Origin of the sequence: Nocardia sp. NPDC024068 (genome assembly GCF_040638875.1) — a bacterium.
Taxonomy (GTDB): Bacteria; Actinomycetota; Actinomycetes; order Mycobacteriales; family Mycobacteriaceae; genus Nocardia.
On record NZ_JBEZYU010000001.1, the window covers coordinates 309,591 to 329,405 of the forward strand.

General features: G+C 70.1%; 2 protein-coding genes (both running past the window's edge). Both read right to left on the reverse strand.

Going from position 1 to position 19,815, the window contains the following annotated elements:
- Nucleotides 1–3,110, reverse strand: the beginning of a protein-coding gene (locus tag AB0F41_RS01380) for an SDR family NAD(P)-dependent oxidoreductase (protein ID WP_357420691.1). The gene continues 12,802 nt to the left of window position 1, outside the view; only the first 3,110 of its 15,912 coding nucleotides appear in the window; it begins with the start codon at nucleotides 3,108–3,110; the stop codon falls past the left edge of the window.
- Nucleotides 3,107–19,815: the 3' portion of an SDR family NAD(P)-dependent oxidoreductase gene (locus AB0F41_RS01385; RefSeq protein WP_357420692.1), read on the reverse strand. It continues 7,792 nt past the right edge of the window; 16,709 of the gene's 24,501 nt are visible here — the last part of the coding sequence; the start codon falls outside the window, past its right edge; it ends in the stop codon at nucleotides 3,107–3,109. The genes AB0F41_RS01380 and AB0F41_RS01385 overlap by 4 nt, the downstream gene beginning before the upstream one ends.

Below are 19,815 nucleotides of genomic sequence, written 5' to 3' on the forward strand. Positions count from 1 at the left end.
CCGACGACGACCTGGACCTGCACACCACCTGCCGGCGGCAGCATCAGTGGCGCCTGTAGCGTCAGCTCCTCGATCACCGGGCAGCCGGCTTCGGCTCCCGCCCGCAGGGCCAGCTCCGCGAACCCGGTGCCCGGCAACAGCGTCGAACCGGCGATCACGTGGTCGGCGAGCCAGGGCTGCGCCGCGATCGACAGCCGGCCGGTCAGCAGGACCTCCCCCGACGCCGGCGCCGACACCACCGCACCCAGCAGCGGATGCTCCAGCGCACCCAGACCCACGGATTCGACACCGGCCCTACCCGCGGCGGGTTCGAGCCAGTAGCGGCGGCGCTGGAAGGCATAGGTGGGCAGCGGGACGCGCGATACCGTGCGGCCTGCGAACAGCACCGTCCAATCGATATCCATACCGGCCGCATGGGCGTGCGCCAGGCAGGTCACGAACTGCTCGACCTCGGCCCGCCCGCGGCGGGCACCGGCCATCACCGACGACTGCGCTTCGATATCGTCGGGCAGACAGTGCCGGGTCATCGAGGTCAGCGCCGCATCGGGGCCGATTTCGAGGAATCTGCGAACACCCCCCGCAACCAGGGTCTCCACACCGCGGGCGAACCGTACGGTCTCGCGTACCTGCCGGACCCAGTAGTCGGGTTGCCGCACTTCGTCACCGGCGATCCGGCCGGAGAGGTTCGATACCAGTGGAATCTGCGGGCGATGGTAGGTCACCGCCCGCGCGACCTCGGCGAAATCCGCCAGCATCGGATCCATCCGGTGGGAATGGAACGCATGTGAGACCCGCAGCCGCGAGGTCTTCCATCCGTGCTCGGCGCACTTTTCGTCGAGCGCCGCGATTTCTTCCTCGCTACCGGAAACAACCACGGCCGCAGGTGCGTTCACGGCGGCAACGGACAGCCGGCCCGGATGGCCGGCGAGCGCCTGGGAGATATCGTCTTCGCTCGCCGCGATCGCCAGCATGGCGCCCCCGGCGGGCAGTTGCCCCATGAGACGGCCGCGCGCCGCGACCAGCCGGCACGCGTCCGGCAGCGACCACAGACCGGCGAGGTACGCGGCGGTCAGCTCACCGATCGAATGCCCGATCAGAATGTCCGGCGTGACACCGAACGATTCCAGGAGCCGGTACAGCGCGACTTCGTAGGCGAACAGCGCGGGCTGGGTGAACTCCGTCCGATGCAGCGCGCCGGCATCCTCGGGACCGCCGTCGGCCGGCCCACCGGTGAACATCACCCGGCGGAGCGAATCACCCAGCAGCGGGTCCAACTCCGCACAGACCTCGTCCAAGGCCCTGGCGAATACAGGGAACGCCGCATGAAGCTCCCTTCCCATCCCGGGCCGCTGAGCGCCCTGTCCGGTGCACAGGAAGGCCGCCTTGCGCGTCACTGCCCGGCCCGTGCCGACATCGCTCGCCGTTCCCTGCTCCGCGAGAGCCGCCAGACCTGCCAGCATCGTGTCCCGGTCGCGGGCCACCACCGCGGCCCGCCATTCCAATCGGGCGCGGGTGGTCACCAGTGAATAGCCGATATCGCCGACCGTCAGGTCGCTACGTTCGCGCACCCAACGCAGCAGTGCGGCCGCCTGCGCGCGCAGCCCGTCCTCGGTCTTCGCCGACAGCAGGATGGGGGTGATACCGGACGCGACCGCCTGCGCACCGGCGGAGACCTCGTCCGCGGGATCGGCAGCGACCTCCGCCGGCGCGGGCGCCTCCTCCAGGATGACGTGCGCGTTGGTCCCGCTGGCGCCGAAGGAGGACACCCCGGCGCGCCGCACCCGCTCTCCCGCCGCCCACGGCTCGGCCGCCGTCAGCAGCCGCACCGTGTCCGCCGACCAGTCCACCTGCGGAGTCGGTGCATCGATATGCAATGTCGCGGGCAGCATTTCGTTCCGCAACGCCTGCACCATCTTGATCACACCGCCGACACCGGCCGCGGCGGAGGTGTGGCCGATATTCGACTTCAGTGAGCCGATCCGCAGTGGATCGCCCGCCCGACCGCGCCCGTAGGCCGCGATCAACGCCTGCGCCTCGATCGGGTCGCCGAGGGGCGTGCCGGTGCCGTGCGCCTCGACCGCGTCGACGTCGGCGGGCGTCAGACCCGCGTTGGCCAGCGCCTGCGCGATCACCTGTTCCTGGGAGGGGCCGTTCGGTGCGGTCAGGCGACTACTGGTCCCGTCCTGGTTGACCGCGGTCCCGCGCACGACCGCGAGGACAGGGTGGCCGTGCCGGCGCGCGTCGGACAGTCGTTCGACCACGAGCATGCCGAGGCCGTCGGAGAATCCTGTCCCGTTCGCCGTCGCCGAGAAGGCCCGGCACCGGGCGTCCGGGGACAGTCCGCGTTGCCGGGCGAATCCGATGAGCTGAGTGGGGTCCGACATCACGGTGACGCCCCCGACGAGAGCGAGCGAGGTATCGCCCTGGCGCAATGCCTGACACGCGAGGTGCAGGGCGACCAACGAGGACGAGCACGCGGTGTCCACCGACAGTGCCGGACCCTTGAAACCGAACGTGAACGACACCCGCCCGGACAGGACGCTGGCCGAAACACCCGGATAGGCGTGACCTTCGGACTCGGCGCTCAGACCGGGTGACCCGACGCGGGGCCCGTAATCCAGGTGGATCACCCCGGCGAACACGCCGGTATCGCTGTCCCGCAGGGACCCCGGATCGATGCCCGCGTCCTCCAATGCCTCCCAGGAGGCTTCCAGGAACAGGCGCTGCTGCGGATCCATCGCCTCCGCCGCGCGCGGGCCGATTCCGAAGAATCCCGCGTCGAAATCGCCGACCGCGTCGAGGAAACCGCCCTCCCGGGTGTACACCGTCCCGGGCGTATCCGGATCGGTGTCGAACAGCCGCTCGAGGTCCCAGCCACGGTCGGTGGGGAAAGGGCCGATCGCGTCGGTGCCGGAGGCGACCAGGTCCCACAGCCGTGCCGGAGTGTCGGCCCCGCCGGGGTATCGGCAGCTCATGCCGATGATCGCGATCGGTTCGGCAGCACGTTCTTCGAGTTGGTCGATATGCTTCCTGGCGGCGCGCAGATCTCCGGTGACTTTGCGGAGATACCGGCTGAGCCGTTCCTCGTTGCTGGCGTCCGTGCTGCTCATGCCGGTCCGAACTCCTCGTCGATCAAAGCCAAAAGCTCACTGTCGGAATGCATTTCGAGATCGTCGTACTCATCGTCGGGCCGTTTGCCCGCGAGATAGGTGCGCAGGCGGTCGTTGACGCCCCGCAGCCCCGCGACGGTCTCGTCGTCGTTGTTCGCGATGATCCGCTCGAGCAATTCCTCGAGCCGTGCGATGTCGTCCCCGCTCGCCGCCGGCGTCGGCGTGGCGACCACGATCCGGGCCAGCAGGTAGTCGGCCAGTGCCCCCGCGGTCGGGTAATCGAACGCCAGGGTCGAGGGCAGCGACAACCCTGTCACGGTCGACAGCCGGTTACGGAACTCGACCCCGCCGAGGGAGTCGAAACCGAGTTCGTCGAAACCACGATCGGGCGCTATATCGTCGACCGATCCGTAGCCCAGGACCGCCGCGACATATTCACGCACCAGGTCCAGGACGACCCCCCGTCGCTTCGTCTCCGGCACATCGCGCAGCCGCTCCCCGAGCGAGGGTTCGACGATCGAGGTAGCGGCCGGTCGGCCGGGTGCGCCGACGAACCCGCGCAGCACCGCCGGTACCGGGCCGGTGGCCGCGTGCAGGCGCAATGTGTCGAGGTCCAGGTGCACCAGTGCCGAGACCGGTTCCGCCGTGGTCAGCGATTCGTCGAACAACCGCAGGCCGTCTGCGCCTTCCAGCGCGGCCATGCCCATTCGCGCCAACCGGCTCATCGCGGTGCGACCCAGAGTGCCGGTCATACCGCGCTCGGACTGCCATGGGCCCCAGGCGAGTGACAGTGCCGGTAGCCCCTCGGCCACCCGTTGCCGCGCGAGGGCGTCCAGAAAGCTGTTCGCGGCAGCATAATTCGCTTGCCCCGCGGACCCGGTCATACCGGCGATCGAGGAGAACAGTACGAACGCCGACAGCTCCGTGCCCCGGGTGAGCTCGTGCAGATACCGGGCCGCATCGGCTTTGGGCGCGAAGACCCGGTCGATGTGGTCATCGGTGAGGGTGTGGAACGTGGCGTCGTCCAGCACGCCCGCGGTGTGCACGATCCCGGTGAGCGGATGCTCCGCGGGCAGGCTCGACAGCAGTTCTGCCAGTGCGTTGCGGTCGCTGACATCGCACGCGGCGATCCGCACCCGGGCGCCGAGCCGGGACAGTTCCGCCGCGAGCTCCGCCGCACCGTCGGCGTTCTCGCCGCGGCGCGACACCAGCAACAGTCGCCGCACATCGTGCGCGGTCACCAGGTGCCGGGCGGTCCGCGCGCCCAATCCCCCGGTTCCGCCGGTGATCAGAACGGTTCCGGACCCGAACGACGTTTTCTCGGCGGCCGCGGAAGACCGGGCCCGCAGTCGCGGTACCAGGACGCGGCCGTCCCGCCATGCCACCTGCGGTTCGCCGGTCGACAGCGCCGCCCGGATCGCGTCGGCCGACAGGTTCGCGGCACCGCGATCGTCCACGTCGAGCAGCAGGATACGGCCCGGATGCTCGGTCTGAGCGCTACCTGTCAGCCCCCATACCGCCGACGATGCGGGATCCGACGGCTCGTCCGGCAGGCCCGCCGCGTGTGCGGTCACCACGACCAGGTGCGACCGGGCACATCGTTCGTCGGCCGACCAGTCCCGGACCACCTGCCGGGCGGTCTTCACCCGCTCGCCCGCGAGAGCACCCGACTTGTTCTGCGGCGCAGTGTATTCGGACCACACGACAACATCCGGGACGAACGCGTCCGAAGCCAGCGCCGCCACATCCGGGTACTGCCGGTCCGCTCCGGCCACTCGAGTCGCCCCGAGCACCGCGACGCTACCGGCGGTGACAAGCGCCTCGCCTTCCTCGGACGCCGCCCAGTGCAGTCCGTACCGCGCCGCGCCGCCACCCGGCGCACCGGCCTGTGGCGGGTGCACGTCGTGCGACCGCACGACCGCTTCGTCTCCGTCCGCCACCCGCACGCCGCCGGTGCCCGGCGGGTGCTCCGGCGACGCCGTGCGGGGCCGGTCGAGGCCGGGTTCGAGCCAGTACCGCTGATGATCGAAGGGGTAAGTGGGCAGGGCGACCCGTGATACGCGGCGTGCGGCGAACAGTGCACCCCAGTCGACGCTCATCCCGGCGGTGTGCGCGTGGCTCAGCATCGTCAGGAACTGTTCGACCTCGTCGTGATCGCGACGGGCGGCCGCGGCGACCACCGATCGAGCCTCGACGTCCGCGGCGAGCGTATGCCGTGTCATCGCCGCCAGCACCGCGTCGGGCCCGATCTCGAGGAACCGCCGCACGCCCGAGTCGGCCAGCGTCTCGATACCGGATGCGAAACGCACCGCGCCGCGCACCTGGGATACCCAGTACCGGGGATCCAGGATCTCGTCGCCGGCGATCCGGCCGGAGACGTTCGACACCAGCGAAATCCGGGGCGCGTCGAAGGTCACGGCCGCCGCCGAGGTCTCGAACTCGGCCAGCATCGGCTCCATCCGATGGGAATGGAACGCGTGTGACACCCGCAGCCGGGTCGCCCGGCGACCCTGTTCGCCCAACAGCCGGCCGATCTCGTCGACGGCGTCCTCGTCACCCGAGACCACCACGGCCGCCGGAGCATTCACCGCGGCCAACGACACCCGATCACCGAATCCGGCGAGCACCGCGCCGACCTCGGTCTCGGACGCCGATACCGCGAGCATCGCACCGCCCGGCGCCAGCGCGTCCATCAACCGCCCGCGCGCCGCGACCAGTTCGCAGGCGTCCTTCAGCGACCACACACCGGCCACATACGCCGCGGCCAGTTCACCGATCGAGTGACCGATCAGGACGTCCGGAGTGACACCGAACGATTCCAGGAGCCGGAACAGCGCGACTTCGTACGCGAACAGCGCGGGCTGGGTCACTCGCGTCCGGTCCAGGATCCCGGCCTCCGCCGCGACTCCCCCTTCGTCGATCAGGTGTCCGGTGAACATCGCCTGTTTCAGCGAACATCCCAGCAATGGATCGAAATGAGCGCATATCTCGTCCAGTGCCGCGGCGAACACCGGGAAGGCCTCCGCCAGCCGCGCGCCCATACCGACTCGCTGCGCGCCCTGACCGGTGAAAAGGAAGGCGGTCTTCCCGCCGCCCGCCGAGCCGGAAATCACGCCGGTCGAGGCGGCTCCGGCAGCCAGCCTCGACAGTCGCGCCAGCAGCTCGTCCCGATCACCGCCGACGATCGCGGCCCGCCGGTCGTGCCGCGCGCGCGTCGTCGCGAGCGAGTACGCCACATCCACCGGATCGGCGTCCGGATGATCGACGAGCCATGCGCGGAGTTCGGCCGCCTGTGCCCGCAGGGCGGTCTCGCTCTTGGCCGATACCAGCCACGGCACCACCATCTCCGGGTACTCGGTGGCCGGTACCGGGGCGACCGGCGGTGGGGCGGGCGCTTCCTCGATGATCACATGGGCGTTGGTACCGCTGACGCCGAACGACGACACCCCGGCGCGGCGCACCGGCCCGCCTGCTCGCCACGGTTCCGGCTGCGTCAGCAGGCGCACGTCACCGGCGGTCCAATCCACATGTGGGGACGGCGCCTGCGCGTGCAACGTCGCGGGGAGGGTCTCGTTTCGCAGCGCCTGCACCATCTTGATCACACCGCCGACACCGGCCGCCGCGACGGTGTGGCCGATATTCGATTTGATCGAGCCGATCCGCAACGGCTCCCGATCCCCGCGGTGCTGCCCGTACGCGGCGATCAACGCGTTGGCTTCGATGGGGTCCCCGAGCGGGGTGCCGGTTCCGTGGGCTTCCACGGCATCCACGTCGGCGGCGGTCAATCCGGCGTCGGCGAGGGCCTGGGCGATCACTCGCTCCTGGGAGGGACCGTTCGGCGCGGTCAGACCGTTGCTCGCACCGTCCTGGTTCACCGCGGTCCCGCGCACAACAGCGAGGACATCGTGTCCCCGGCGACGGGCGTCGGACAGCCGCTCCAGCACCAGCACACCGACACCCTCGGCGAAGGCGACACCGTCGGCCTCGGCCGAGAACGCTTTGCACCGGCCGTCGGGCGACAGACCGCGCTGCCGCGCGAAATCGACGTAGAGGTACGGACTCGCCGCGACGGTCACACCGCTGGCCAGCGCCATCGAACTCTCCCCGTTCCGCAGGGCGCGGCACGCCAGGTGCAGGGAGACCAGCGAGGACGAGCACGCGGTGTCCACGGTCATGGCAGGTCCCTCGAGACCGAAGGCATAGGCCACCCGCCCGGAGATCACGCTGCTCGTGGTGCCGGTGAGCCGGTAGCCCTCCAGATCACCGACCACGCGATCGACGTAGCCCGAGGCCCCGGCCCCGGCGAACACACCGGTATCACTGCCGCGCAACGACACCGGATCGATACCCGCCTGCTCGAGTGCCTCCCACGACACCTCCAGCAGCAATCGCTGCTGCGGATCCATCGCGGAGGCCTCGCGCGGGCTGATCCCGAAGAATCCCGGGTCGAACTCGCCGGCGTCATAGAGGAATCCGCCGCGGCGGGTGTATACCGTGCCGGGCTTGTCCGGATCCTCGTCGAACAATCGCTCCAGATCCCAGTTCCGGTCGGCGGGGAACTCACCGGTCGCGTCGATTCCGGCGGCGACCAGATCCCAGAGCTCGTCCGGTGTGCCGACACCGCCGGGGAAGCGGCAGGCCATCCCCACGATCGCGATCGGCTCGTCGGTTCGAGGACGGCGCACAGGCTTCGTGACGGGTGCGACGGCGGTGGGTTCGACCCGCGATTGCACCAGCTTCGCCACCGCCGCCGGGGTCGGATGGTCGAACACCAGGGTCGACGGCAACTGCAGACCGGTCGCCTTGCCGAGCCGATTGCGGAAATCCACACCGCCCAGCGAATCGAACCCGATCTCGTCGAAGCGTTGGTCCGGCTGGACATCGTCACCCGAATCATGCCCCAGCACCGCCGCGGCCTGGGCCAGCACGACCTCCAGGACCACCTCGCCGCGCCGCGCCGGTGGCACTCCCGCCAACCGGGCACCGAGCGAGTCCGCCGCGGCGGCCACCGGTCGCGCCGGTCGCGGGGAACGCCGCACGAACCCGCGCAATACTGCCGGCACGCTGTCGAATTCGGATCCTCGGCGCACCATGCTCGCGTCGAAGCGGATCGGCGCCGGGCACGCCTCGGCGTGCGTGAGCGCCTCGTCGAACAGGCGCACACCCTCCCGCTCTTCCAGCGGGCTCAATCCCAGCCGGTCCCAGCGCGAGAGGGCAGCACGGTCCAGGCCGCCGGTCATACCGCTGCTCTGGTTCCACGGCCCCCACGCCAGCGAGGTGGCAGCCAGCCCGGCCGCTCGCCGCCGCCGCGCCAACGCATCCAGGAAACCGTTCGCCGCGGCGTAGTTACCCTGTCCCGACGACCCCAGGACCGTCGCCACAGACGAGAACATCACGAACGCCGACACGTCCCGGTCCCGGGTCAGTTCATCCAGGTGCCACGCCCCGTCGATCTTCGGCGCCAGCACCCGGTCCACCTGCTCACCTGTCAACGATTCGACGGTGCCGTCGTCGAGCACACCGGCCGCGTGCACGACGGCGATCGGGCCGGTGGCGATGCCGTCCAGCACATCGCGGACCGAGTCGCGATCAGCGATATCGCATGCCACCACCCGGACCTCGGCGCCCGACCGCGCCAATTCGGCGACCAACTCGGCCGCACCCGGCGCATCGGGCCCACGCCGCGACGTCAACACCAGACTCCGCACACCGTGCCCGGCCACCAGGTGCCGGGCGAACAACGCACCCAGCCCACCCGTCCCCCCGGTGATCAACACCGTCCCGCTGCCGAACGACGCTCGCTCACCGCTCCCCTCCGATACCGACGCGCGCACCAGCCGAGGCGTCAGGACCTCGCCGCCACGCACCGCGACCTGCGGCTCACCCGACCGCAACACCGCCGCGACCCGCTCCGCATCCAACGGCACCGACGGATCCTCATCGACCAGCACGAACCGATCCGGATTCTCCGACTGCGCACTACGCACCACACCCCACACCGCAGCCGCGGCGAGATCCGGCGTTTCCCCGGGCAACCCCGCGCCACCGGTCGTGACGACCACCAACCGGGCACCGGACAACCTGTCCTGCACGAGCCATGACTTCAGCAACGCGAGTGTGTCGTGCACCCTGGCCCGAGCCGCTTCCGGACCAGCGGGGAACTGCTCGGCATCGGACGGTTCGGCCACCCGCCACACCACCAGGCCCGGACGCTGTTCCGCGGCAACGACATCAGCGACAGACCCGTACCGCGCCTCGACTCCCGGCACAGATGTGCCGGCAAGCAGAGCGGGTGACACTACGGGCTGGTCGACCGCTCCGGCACCGCCGGCGGTGGGGTCCCAGCGCACCTGATACAGGGCCGCTTCGGCACCGGGGAGGGTGTCCCGGAATTCCTTGACGTCGTACGGCCGCATCACCACCGCATCGACGGACACAACGGGGTTTCCGTCTGGATCGACGGCCGCGACAGACACGGTCTCCGCGCCCGTCGCCACGGCGATGACCCGGAGCGACGTCACCTCCGCGGGCCACCGCCCGCCGTCGGCCGCCGGCTTGGGCAATCGCGCACCGCCCCACCGGAACAGCAACTTGCCGGTATCCGGATCGGAATTCCCGTCACGCCATATCAATCGGGAGAATCCCGCATGCATCACCATGTCGAGCAGGGCAGGATGCAGATCGTGGCGCCCCGGCTCCGGCGCTGCGTCGAGGTTCAATTCGATTTCGGAGAAGACCGTGTCACCGCGCTGCCACGCGGCGCGCACACCGAGGAACGCCGGTCCGTACTCGAGGCCCGCATCATTCGAGATCCGCTCGGGAAGTTCCCCGCAGTCCACGGGCTCGGCGTCGACCGGTGGCCACTGCTCGTCCCGCAGCCGCGACAGCAACGCGGTATCACCGTCCCACTCGGCCGCGAGCACGCCGGACGCGTTGTGCACCCACTCACCGTCCGGAGAAACACGGAAATAGAACTCGAACACACGACGCCCGGCCCCATCGGGCGCCTGCACCAGCACCTGCAACTCGATCTCATCACCGGCACCCGGCACGATCGGCGCCTGCAGCGTCAACTCCTCCACCACACCGCAACCGATCCGACCACCGGCGACGAGCAGAAACTCGATCAGGGCCGCACTCGGTACGACCACAGCACCGTAGGTCATGTGATCGGCGATCCACGGATGCGTACGCAACGACAGCCGGCCGGTGAACAACCACTCGTCGGCGGCGGCCAAACCGACCACACCCGACACGATCGGATGATCCGACCCGTCGGGTGATATCGCGTCGTCGGGTTGCGACCAGAAGCGCCGGCGCTGGAAGGCGTAGGTGGGCAACGGAACCCGGCGGACCGATCGACCTTCGAACAGCGGCCGCCACTCCATCCCCACGCCCGCGACATGAAGCTCCGCCAGCGACGTGACCAACTGCGTCACCTCGTCGACCGCCCGCCGGGAAACCGCGGCCACCACCGACGCCGACTCGATCTCCGGAGTTTCGGCCAGACACTCGCCCGTCAACGCCGTCAGCACAGAGTCCGGGCCCACCTCCACAAAACGCCGCACACCCTCGGCCACGAGAGTCCCGACACCCGGCGCGAACCGCACACAACCACGCACCTGCCCCACCCAATACCCCGGATCGGTCACCGCACCCCCGGCAACCTCACCCGAAACATTCGACACAATCGGCCACCGCGGCTTCCGATAAGCAATGCTCTCCGCCACCGCACGGAACTCCGCCGACATCGGATCCATCCGCGCCGAATGAAACGCATGACTCACCCGCAACCGACTCGTCCGCACGCCGGTCGCGCTCAGCTCACGCTCGATCTCCTCGATCGCCTCGACATCCCCGGACAACACCGTCGACGACGGACCATTCACCCCGGCAATCGACACCCGATCACCGAAACCGGCAACAACCTCACCCGCCCGCTGTTCACCCGACGCCACCGCCAGCATCGCGCCACCCGCCGGCAACGCACCCATCAACCGGCCCCGCGCCGCGACCAGTGCACACGCGTCCGACAACGACCAGACGCCCGCCACATAGGCAGCAGCCAGCTCCCCCACCGAATGCCCGATCAACACATCCGGTGCGACCCCGAAAGACTCCAGCAACCCGAACAGCGCCACCTCGAACGCGAACAACGCCGGCTGGGTGAACTCCGTCCGATCCAACACCGAACCGTCACCATCGGCGCATCGGAACATCAACTCCCGCAACGACCGCCCCAGCAACGGATCGAACTCCGCACACACCTCATCCAACACCGCCGCGAACACCGGAAACGCGCCATACAACTGCGCACCCATACCGACCCGCTGCGCACCCTGACCGGTGAACAAGAAGGCTGTCTTACCGGCATCCGATCTCGCCTCGATGGCGCCCGGTGCCCCGGCCGCCAGATCGGCCAGAGCGGCCAGCAGTCCGGGCCGGTCGCTGCCTACGACCGCGCCCCGCCACTCCAGCAGCGCCCGCGACGTCGACAAGGTATGCGCGACATCCCACATATCCGCACCGGGACGGGCGATCAGCCACTGCCGCAGCCGGTCCGCCTGCGCGCGCAGCGCCGCACCGGACTTGGCCGACAGCACCAAGGGAACGACTTCGGACACGACGGTCGTCGCGGCCACCGCTGGGGATACACCTTCCGGCGCGTCGTCGACCGGAGCGGTGGGGGCCTCCTCGAGAATCAGGTGGGCGTTGGTGCCGCTGGCTCCGAACGACGAAACGCCCGCCCGGCGGGTCCGCTCACCTCCGGGCCACGGCTCGTTGTCCTGGAGCAGGTGCACCGTGCCCGTCGACCAATCCACATGTGGCGTCGGCGCATCCACGTGCAACGTCTTCGGCAGGACGTGGTGCCGCATGGCCTGCACCATCTTGATCACCCCGCCGACTCCCGCCGCGGCCGAGGTGTGACCGATATTCGATTTGAGCGAACCCAGATGCAACGGCGCGGCCTCGCGCCGCGTTCCGAAGACCCTGATCAGCGCCTGGGCTTCGATCGGATCCCCGAGCGTCGTGCCCGTACCGTGGGCCTCGACCGCATCGATATCCGCGGGCTCCAGGCCGGCGTTCGCCAGCGCCTGCGCGATGACCCGCTCCTGTGACAGGCCGTTGGGCGCGGTCAGACCGTTGCTCGCACCGTCCTGATTGACCGCGCTGCCGCGCACCACCGCGAGCACGTTGTGGCCCAGGCGTTGTGCGTCCGACAATCGTTCCAGCACCAGCACGCCGAGCCCCTCGGAAAAGCCCGTTCCGTCGGCGGCCGCCGCGAATGCCTTGCAGCGGGCATCGGAGGACAGCGCGCGCTGACGTGCGAAAGCGATCAGCAGAGAGGGATCCGACATCACGGTGACTCCGCCCGCGAGGGCAACAGTCGCGTCGCCCTGCCGCAGCGCCTGACACGCGAGGTGCATCGCCACCAGCGACGACGAGCACGCGGTGTCGACCGAGATGGCCGGGCCCTCGAAGCCGAAGGTGTAGGCGATCCGGCCGCTCAGCACACTGTTCGAAACACCCAGGTAGGCGTGGCCTTCCGTGTCGGCGCCGATTGCCCGGGAGCCGATACGGGGGCCGTAGTTCTGATGGATGACACCGGCGAAGACGCCGGTATCGGTGCCGCGCAACGATACCGGGTCGATGCCGGCATCTTCGAGCGCTTCCCAGGACGCCTCGAGCATCAGGCGCTGCTGTGGGTCCATCGCGGCGGCCTCGCGGGGGCCGATCCCGAAGAAGGCCGCATCGAAGTCGCCGATGGAGTCGAGGAACCCGCCGTCGCGGGTATAGATCGTGCCCGGTGCATCCGGGTCGGAGTCGAACAGCCGCTCCAGGTCCCACCCACGGTCGGAGGGATAGCCCGCGACGGCATCCACGCCCGCCGCGGTCATGCGCCACAGATCCTCGGGTGAGCGGACGCCGCCGGGGTACCGGCAGGCCATACCGACGATGGCGATGGGCTCCGGCGACCGGTCGGTGAGCTCACGCGGCCGCTGCCGCGCCCGCGCCCGCGCCTCGGCCTCGGATCGCTGCGCGGGGGCGTCGACCGGAACGATCTCCTGGCGGAGGAAACCGGCCAACGCCTCCGGGGTGGGATAGTCGAATATCGTGGTCGCGGACAACTGCACTCCGACAGCGGCTTTCAGCCGGTTACGGAATTCCATGACACCGAGCGAATCGAGCCCGATATCGCTGAACGGCTTGTCCGGTGCGGTCGAATCGGCGCTGGTGTGTCCGAGCACGGCCGCGGCCTGCGCGCGGACCACCTCGAGGATGATGCGTTCCTGCTCGGCGGTGGAGCGGCCGAGCAGTTGCGCCGCCCAGCCCGCGGAACGCCCGTCCGCCGCGGTCGCTGGTTCGCTCACCCGGCGCCGCGACGGCCGCGCCAGGTTCCGCATGACCGGGCGAAGATCATCGGAATCGGCCGCACCGAGCGCGGTCCCGTCGATCCGGACCGCCGCGAACGTGGCGCTGCCGCTCGCCAATGCCGCGTCGAACAGTTCCATACCGTCGTCGGTGCCCAGCGGAAGGAGACCTTCGCGCCGCAACCGGGCGAGGTCTGCCTCGCCGAGGGCGCTGGTCATACCGCTGCCCTGCTGCCACGGCCCCCAGGCCACCGATATCGCGGGCAGGCCCGTCACCTGGCGATGCTGGGCCAGTGCGTCGAGGAAGACGTTCGCCGCGGCGTAGTTCGCCTGCCCCGGGTTGCCGATCACGCCCGAAATCGAGGAGTAGAGCACGAACGCCGACAGATCCAGGTGCGCGGTCGCCTCGTGCAGATTCCACGCGGCATCCACTTTGGGCCGCAACACCCGCGCGATCTGCTCGGCCGTCATGGTGGCGAGCAGGCCGTCGGACAGCACACCCGCGGAATGGACGACCGCGGTCAACGGATGCGCCGCCGGTATCGCCGCCAGCACCGCGTCGAGGGCGGCGCGGTCGGCCGCATCACAGGCGACCACCTCCACCTGTGCCCCGAGCTCGCTGAGCTCGGCGGCGAGTTCGGCCGCACCGGGTGTGTCCGGGCCACGCCGGCCCGCCAGTATCAGCCGGTGCACGCCGTGTGTGGTGACGAGGTGCCGCGCGGTCACCGCGCCCAGCTCCCCGGTGCCACCGGTGATCAGCACGGTGCCCTCGGGCCGCAGCGGGGCCGGCACGGTGAGCACGTTCTTGCCGATGCCCCGGGCCTGGCCCAGGTGCCGGTAGGCGGCGGGCGCCTGCCGCAGATCCCACGCGGTCACCGGGTCCGACGCCGATAGCGGGTCGTCGAGGAGTCCGACGAGCGCGGCCAGAATCTCTTGGAGCCGATCCGGACCCACGTCCATCAGCATGAAGCTGTGGTAACGCACACCCGGGTGGTCGGCGGCCACCTCGGCGGGATCACGCCGATCGAGCATGCCCATTTCGACGAAGCTGCCGCCACGCGGCAGCAACCGCAACGAGGCGTCCACGAAATCGCCTGCCAGCGAATCCAGCACGATATCCACGCCGCGCCCGCCGGTCGCGTCCAGGAACTCCCGCTCGAAATCCAGGGTGCGTGAATCGCCGATGTCCGGGTCGTCGAACCCCATATCGCGCAGCACATTCCATTTGGGCCGGCTGGCGGTGACCAGCGGCCGTAGACCGAGGTGCCGCGCGAGTCGCACAGCCGCCATCCCGACGCCACCGGTAGCCGCGTGCAGCAGCAACGTCTGGCCCGGTTGCGCTCCGGCCAGGTCGACGAGGCCGTAGTAGGCGGTCGCGTAAGCGATCGGTATCGCGGCGGCCCGGGTGAACGACCAGCCATCCGGCATCCGCGCGAGCAGCCGGTGATCGGCCACCGACACCGTGCCGGCCCCCGGTACGAAGCCGAACACCCTGTCTCCGGGCACGAATTCGGTCACATCGGAGGCGACTTCGAGCACGATCCCGGCGCCTTCGCCACCGATTCGGCCGCTCTCGTCGGGATAGGTGCCGAGCGCGATGAGCACGTCCCGGAAGTTGAGGCCCACCGCCCGCATACTCACCCGGACCTGTCCCGGTGCGAGCTCTTGCCGCGCACCGGGGTCCTCGTCCAGACCGAAATTCTCCGGCGACAGCGTGCCCTTGCCGCGCAGCGTCAGCGACCGGGCTCCTGGCTCGTGCAGGCTGTCCGATGCCCCGCGTGGCGACGCTTCGCTATCGCCCGCGGGCCCGGCCGCGCCCACCGGCGCGGTTGCCGGTGCGAGTGGGCTCGAACCGCGGTTCAGCCGCGGGATATGCGCCGTGCCGCGGCGCACGGCCAGCTGGGTTTCCCCGGCGGTCGCCGCAGCCGACAGCACAGCGGACCGATAGCCGGACTCCGCATCGATATCGACGACCAGGATCCGGTCCGGGTTCTCGCTCTGTGCCGTCCGCAGCAGACCCCATGCGGCCGCGGCGGCCAAGTCCACCGGCTCGCCGGGATGGACCGCCACCGCTCGCCGGGTCACCACGACGATCAGCCCGTCACGAGACAGCAGCCGCTGTACCCGATCCTTCAGTCCGGTCACCAGCTCGCGTACTGCCGTCGGGATGTCGACATCGGTAGCCGGTTCGTCGAGCCGCACCACCGTCACCTCCCGGCCGGCGACAACGACGGTTTCACCCTCGTCGGCCGAGCTCCAGGCGTGGTCGGCGACGGGCTCGCCGGGCCGCTCGGGAAGGGCGATCCACTCGAGCTCGTAGCCGATGCCGTCGGCGCCACGCCGCGTTGCGCCGAGCGCGGCGGTCGACAGTGGCCGCAAGGTCAGGGCCCCCACTTCGGCTACGACTGTGCCGGTTCGGTCGGCGAGGGTCAGCGCGATCCGCTCGTCTCCCGGCCCGGAGCCGGTCGCGCGCGCAACCCTGCTCGCACGGACCCGCAGCACTGTGGCGCCCGTCGCGCGCAGGGCGACGTTCTCCCACGAGAACGGGACGACGACCGCACCCGCCCGGGTATCGGGCGCCAGCCCACCGACCACGATCGCGTGCAGCGCGGCATCCAGCAACGCCGGATGTATCCCGAATCGCGTGCTCTCCGGCAGCGCGGACTCCGGCAGCGCGGACTCCGGCAGGGCGACTTCCGCGAACACCTCACCGTCGCCCGCCCAGAGGGCGGTCAGTCCCCGGAACACCGGCCCGTATTCGTAGCCGCGCTCGGCCAGATCCGGGTAGGCGGTATCGATCGCTGTCGCCGTCGCGCCCGCGGGCGGCCACTGCACCGGACCGGTCTCGTCCGCTGTCGATTCCGGCCCGGCAGCCACCGTCGCGACCGCGTGGCGGATCCACTGTTCCGAATCGTCACCGAGCCGACCCGGATCGCCGCTGCTGGGGCGGGAGTACATCGTGACCGTCCGGGCGCCGGTGTCGTCCGGCCCGCTCGCCACCACGCGAAGTTCGGCGGCACCGGCGGCCGGCACCGGCAGCGGTGCCTCGATCACCAGCTCCGCCAGCAGCGGGCACCGCACCAGTGTTCCGACGTGCAGCGCCAGCTCCACCAGGGCAGCGCCGGGCAGCAGGGCCACCCCGGCCACGGCATGATCGGCCAGCCACGGATGACCGTCTCGGGACAGCCTGCCCGTGAACACGACATCCTGGGATTCCGGCAATCGCACCATCGCACCCAGCAGCGGATGGTCTGCCTCGTCGAGGCCCGACTGCCAGACCTCCGGCGCGACGAGCGGGCGCGCCCAATAGCGCTGATGCTGGAACGCGTAGGTAGGCAACGTCACCCGGAGGGCGGCGCGTCCACCGAGCAGCGGTGTCCAGTCCACCGGCACACCCACGGTATGGGCCCGGGTCAGGGCCGCGACGAATTCGGCGGTCTCATCGACCGATCGCCGCGACGCCGCCACCGCTGTGGACTTCGCTTCCACCTCCGGACGCTCGGCCAGGCAGGCCCGGGTCATGGCGGTGAGCACCGCATCCGGCCCCACCTCCACGAACCTGCGCACACCGGAATCCGCCAGCGTGTTCACCCCCGGAGCGAAACGTACGCAACCGCGTACCTGCGCCACCCAATACTCGGGGTCACACACCGCGTCGCCCGCCGGCTCACCCGATACGTTCGACACGATCGGCACCAGCGGCTCGCGATAGGTCAAACCCGCTGCCACCGCCCGGAACTCGTCCAGCATCGGATCCATCCGAGCCGAATGGAAGGCATGGCTGACCCGCAGCCGGCTCGTCGTGCGGCCGCGCCGGGCGAACAGTGCCTCGAGCTCAGCGACGGCATCGTCGTCCCCGGAGAACACCACTGCCTCCGGCCCGTTCACCGCGGCCACCGACAAACGGCCGGGGTACTCGGCCACCACCGTCGTGGCCTCGTCCTCGGAGACGGCGACCGCCAGCATCGCCCCACCCTCGGGCAGCCCACCCATCAACCGGCCCCGCGCCGCCACCAGCGCACACGCATCCGCGAGCGACCACACCCCCGACACATACGCCGCCGCCAGCTCACCGATCGAATGCCCCGCGACCACATCCGCGACGATGCCGAACGATTCCAGCAGTCCGGACAGCGCCACCTCGAACGCGAACAAAGCGGGCTGGGTGAACTCTGTCCGATTCAACCCCGCCTCGGGGGCGTCGAACATCACCGCTCGCAACGACCCACCGAGATGGCGATCGAACTCGGCGCACACCTCGTCCAGCGTCGCGGCGAACACCGGAAAGTCCCGGTACAGCCCCGCACCCATGCCGGGGCGCTGCGCACCCTGGCCGGTGAACAGGAACGCCGTCTTTCCCTGCCCCGCCACACCGTCGACTACCCGCGGCGATCCCGATCCGGTGGCCAGATCCGCCAGACCGGCCAGCAACTCGTCCCGGTCGCGACCCAGCACACCACCACGCCACTCCAGCAGTGCCCTGGTATCGACCAACGCCGACGCCACATCCGACACATCCGCATCGGTGTGGTCGAGCATCCACTGCCGCAACCGATCCGCCTGCGCCCGCAATGCCCCTTCGGATTTCGCGGACAACAACAGCGGAAGCACTTCCGGCGTCGCGGGGGCCGTGGCAGGCGCGGCGGTCCGATGAATCGGCGCGACGACGGGGACCGGCGGTTCCTCGAGAATCACGTGCGCGTTCGTGCCACTGATCCCGAACGACGACACACCCGCGCGGCGCACCCGATCGCCCGCGGTCCACTGCTCCGGGTCCGCCAGGACCCGCACCGATCCCGCCGACCAGTCCACGTGTGGTGACAACGCGTCCACGTGCAAGGTCCGCGGCAGGGTTTCGTGCCGCATGGCCTGCACCATTTTGATCACGCCACCGACACCCGAGGCCGCCTGTGAATGCCCGATATTCGATTTCAGCGATCCGATGCGCAGCGGCTCGTCCCGGTCACGACCGTAGGCGGCGATCAACGCTTGCGCCTCGATTGGATCACCCAGCGTCGTCCCGGTGCCGTGCGCCTCGACCGCATCCACCTCCGCGGGCGCCAACCCGGCGTCGGCCAGCGCGGCCGCGATCACCCGCTCCTGGGACGGACCGTTGGGCGCGGTCAGGCCGTTGCTCGCACCATCCTGATTGACCGCGCTGCCGCGCACCACCGCCAGCACATTGTGGCCCAGGCGCTGTGCGTCCGACAGCCGCTCCACGATCAGCACGGCCGCGCCCTCCGCCCAGGACACACCGTCCGCGGCCGCCGAGAACGATTTGCACCGTCCGTCCGAGGCCAGACCGCGCTGCCGGGAGAATTCCGAGAACACCATCGGCGTCGCCATCACCGTCGCACCGCCCACCAGCGCGAGCGAACTCTCCCCCTGACGCAGCGCCCGGACGGCCAGATGCAACGCCACCAACGAGGACGAACATGCGGTATCCACCGTCATCGCGGGGCCTTCCAGCCCCAGCGCGTACGCCACCCGGCCCGACACCACACTGCCCACGGCACCGGTCAGCGCATATCCTTCGACGTCGGGCCCGGCCGCCCGTGTCAGGTTCTCGTAGTCCTGATACATCACGCCCGAATACACACCGGTGTCGCTGCCGCGCAACGATGTCGGATCGATGCCGGCATGTTCCAGCGCTTCCCACGACACCTCGAGGAGCAACCGCTGCTGCGGATCCATCGCGACGGCCTCACGCGGACCGATCCCGAAGAATCCGGCATCGAAATCGCCGGCACCGGCCAGGAAACCCCCGTGCCCGGAATAGGACGTGCCGGGACGGTCCGCGTCCGGATCGATCAGCCGATCCAATGCCCAGCCACGATCCGACGGAAACGCACTGATCGCGTCCGTGCCCGACAGCACCAGATCCCACAGTTCGTCCGCGGACGCGACACCGCCGGGATACCGGCAGGCCATCCCGACGATCGCGATCGGGTCGTCGACCCGCGCCCGGCGGACCGTCTTCGTGGCCGCGGGTTCGCCCACGGCCGCCGGCTCGACGCGCGACTGCACCAGTTTCGCCACCGCCGCCGGGGTCGGATGGTCGAACACCAAGGTCGACGGCAACTGCAGACCGGTCGCTTCGGCCAACCGGTTGCGGAACTCCACCGCACCGAGCGAATCGAACCCCGACTCGCGGAACGGCTTTTCTACCTCGACCGATTCCGCCGAATCGTGTCCGAGCACCGCGGCGACCTGGTCACGCACCATCTCGAGCACGACCTCGCCACGGCGGTCCTCGGGGACTCCGCTCAGCGCGGCGCCGAGCGCACCCGCGGCCTGCGCCGGCGAGGCAGGCCGCACAGCCTGTGCCGGGG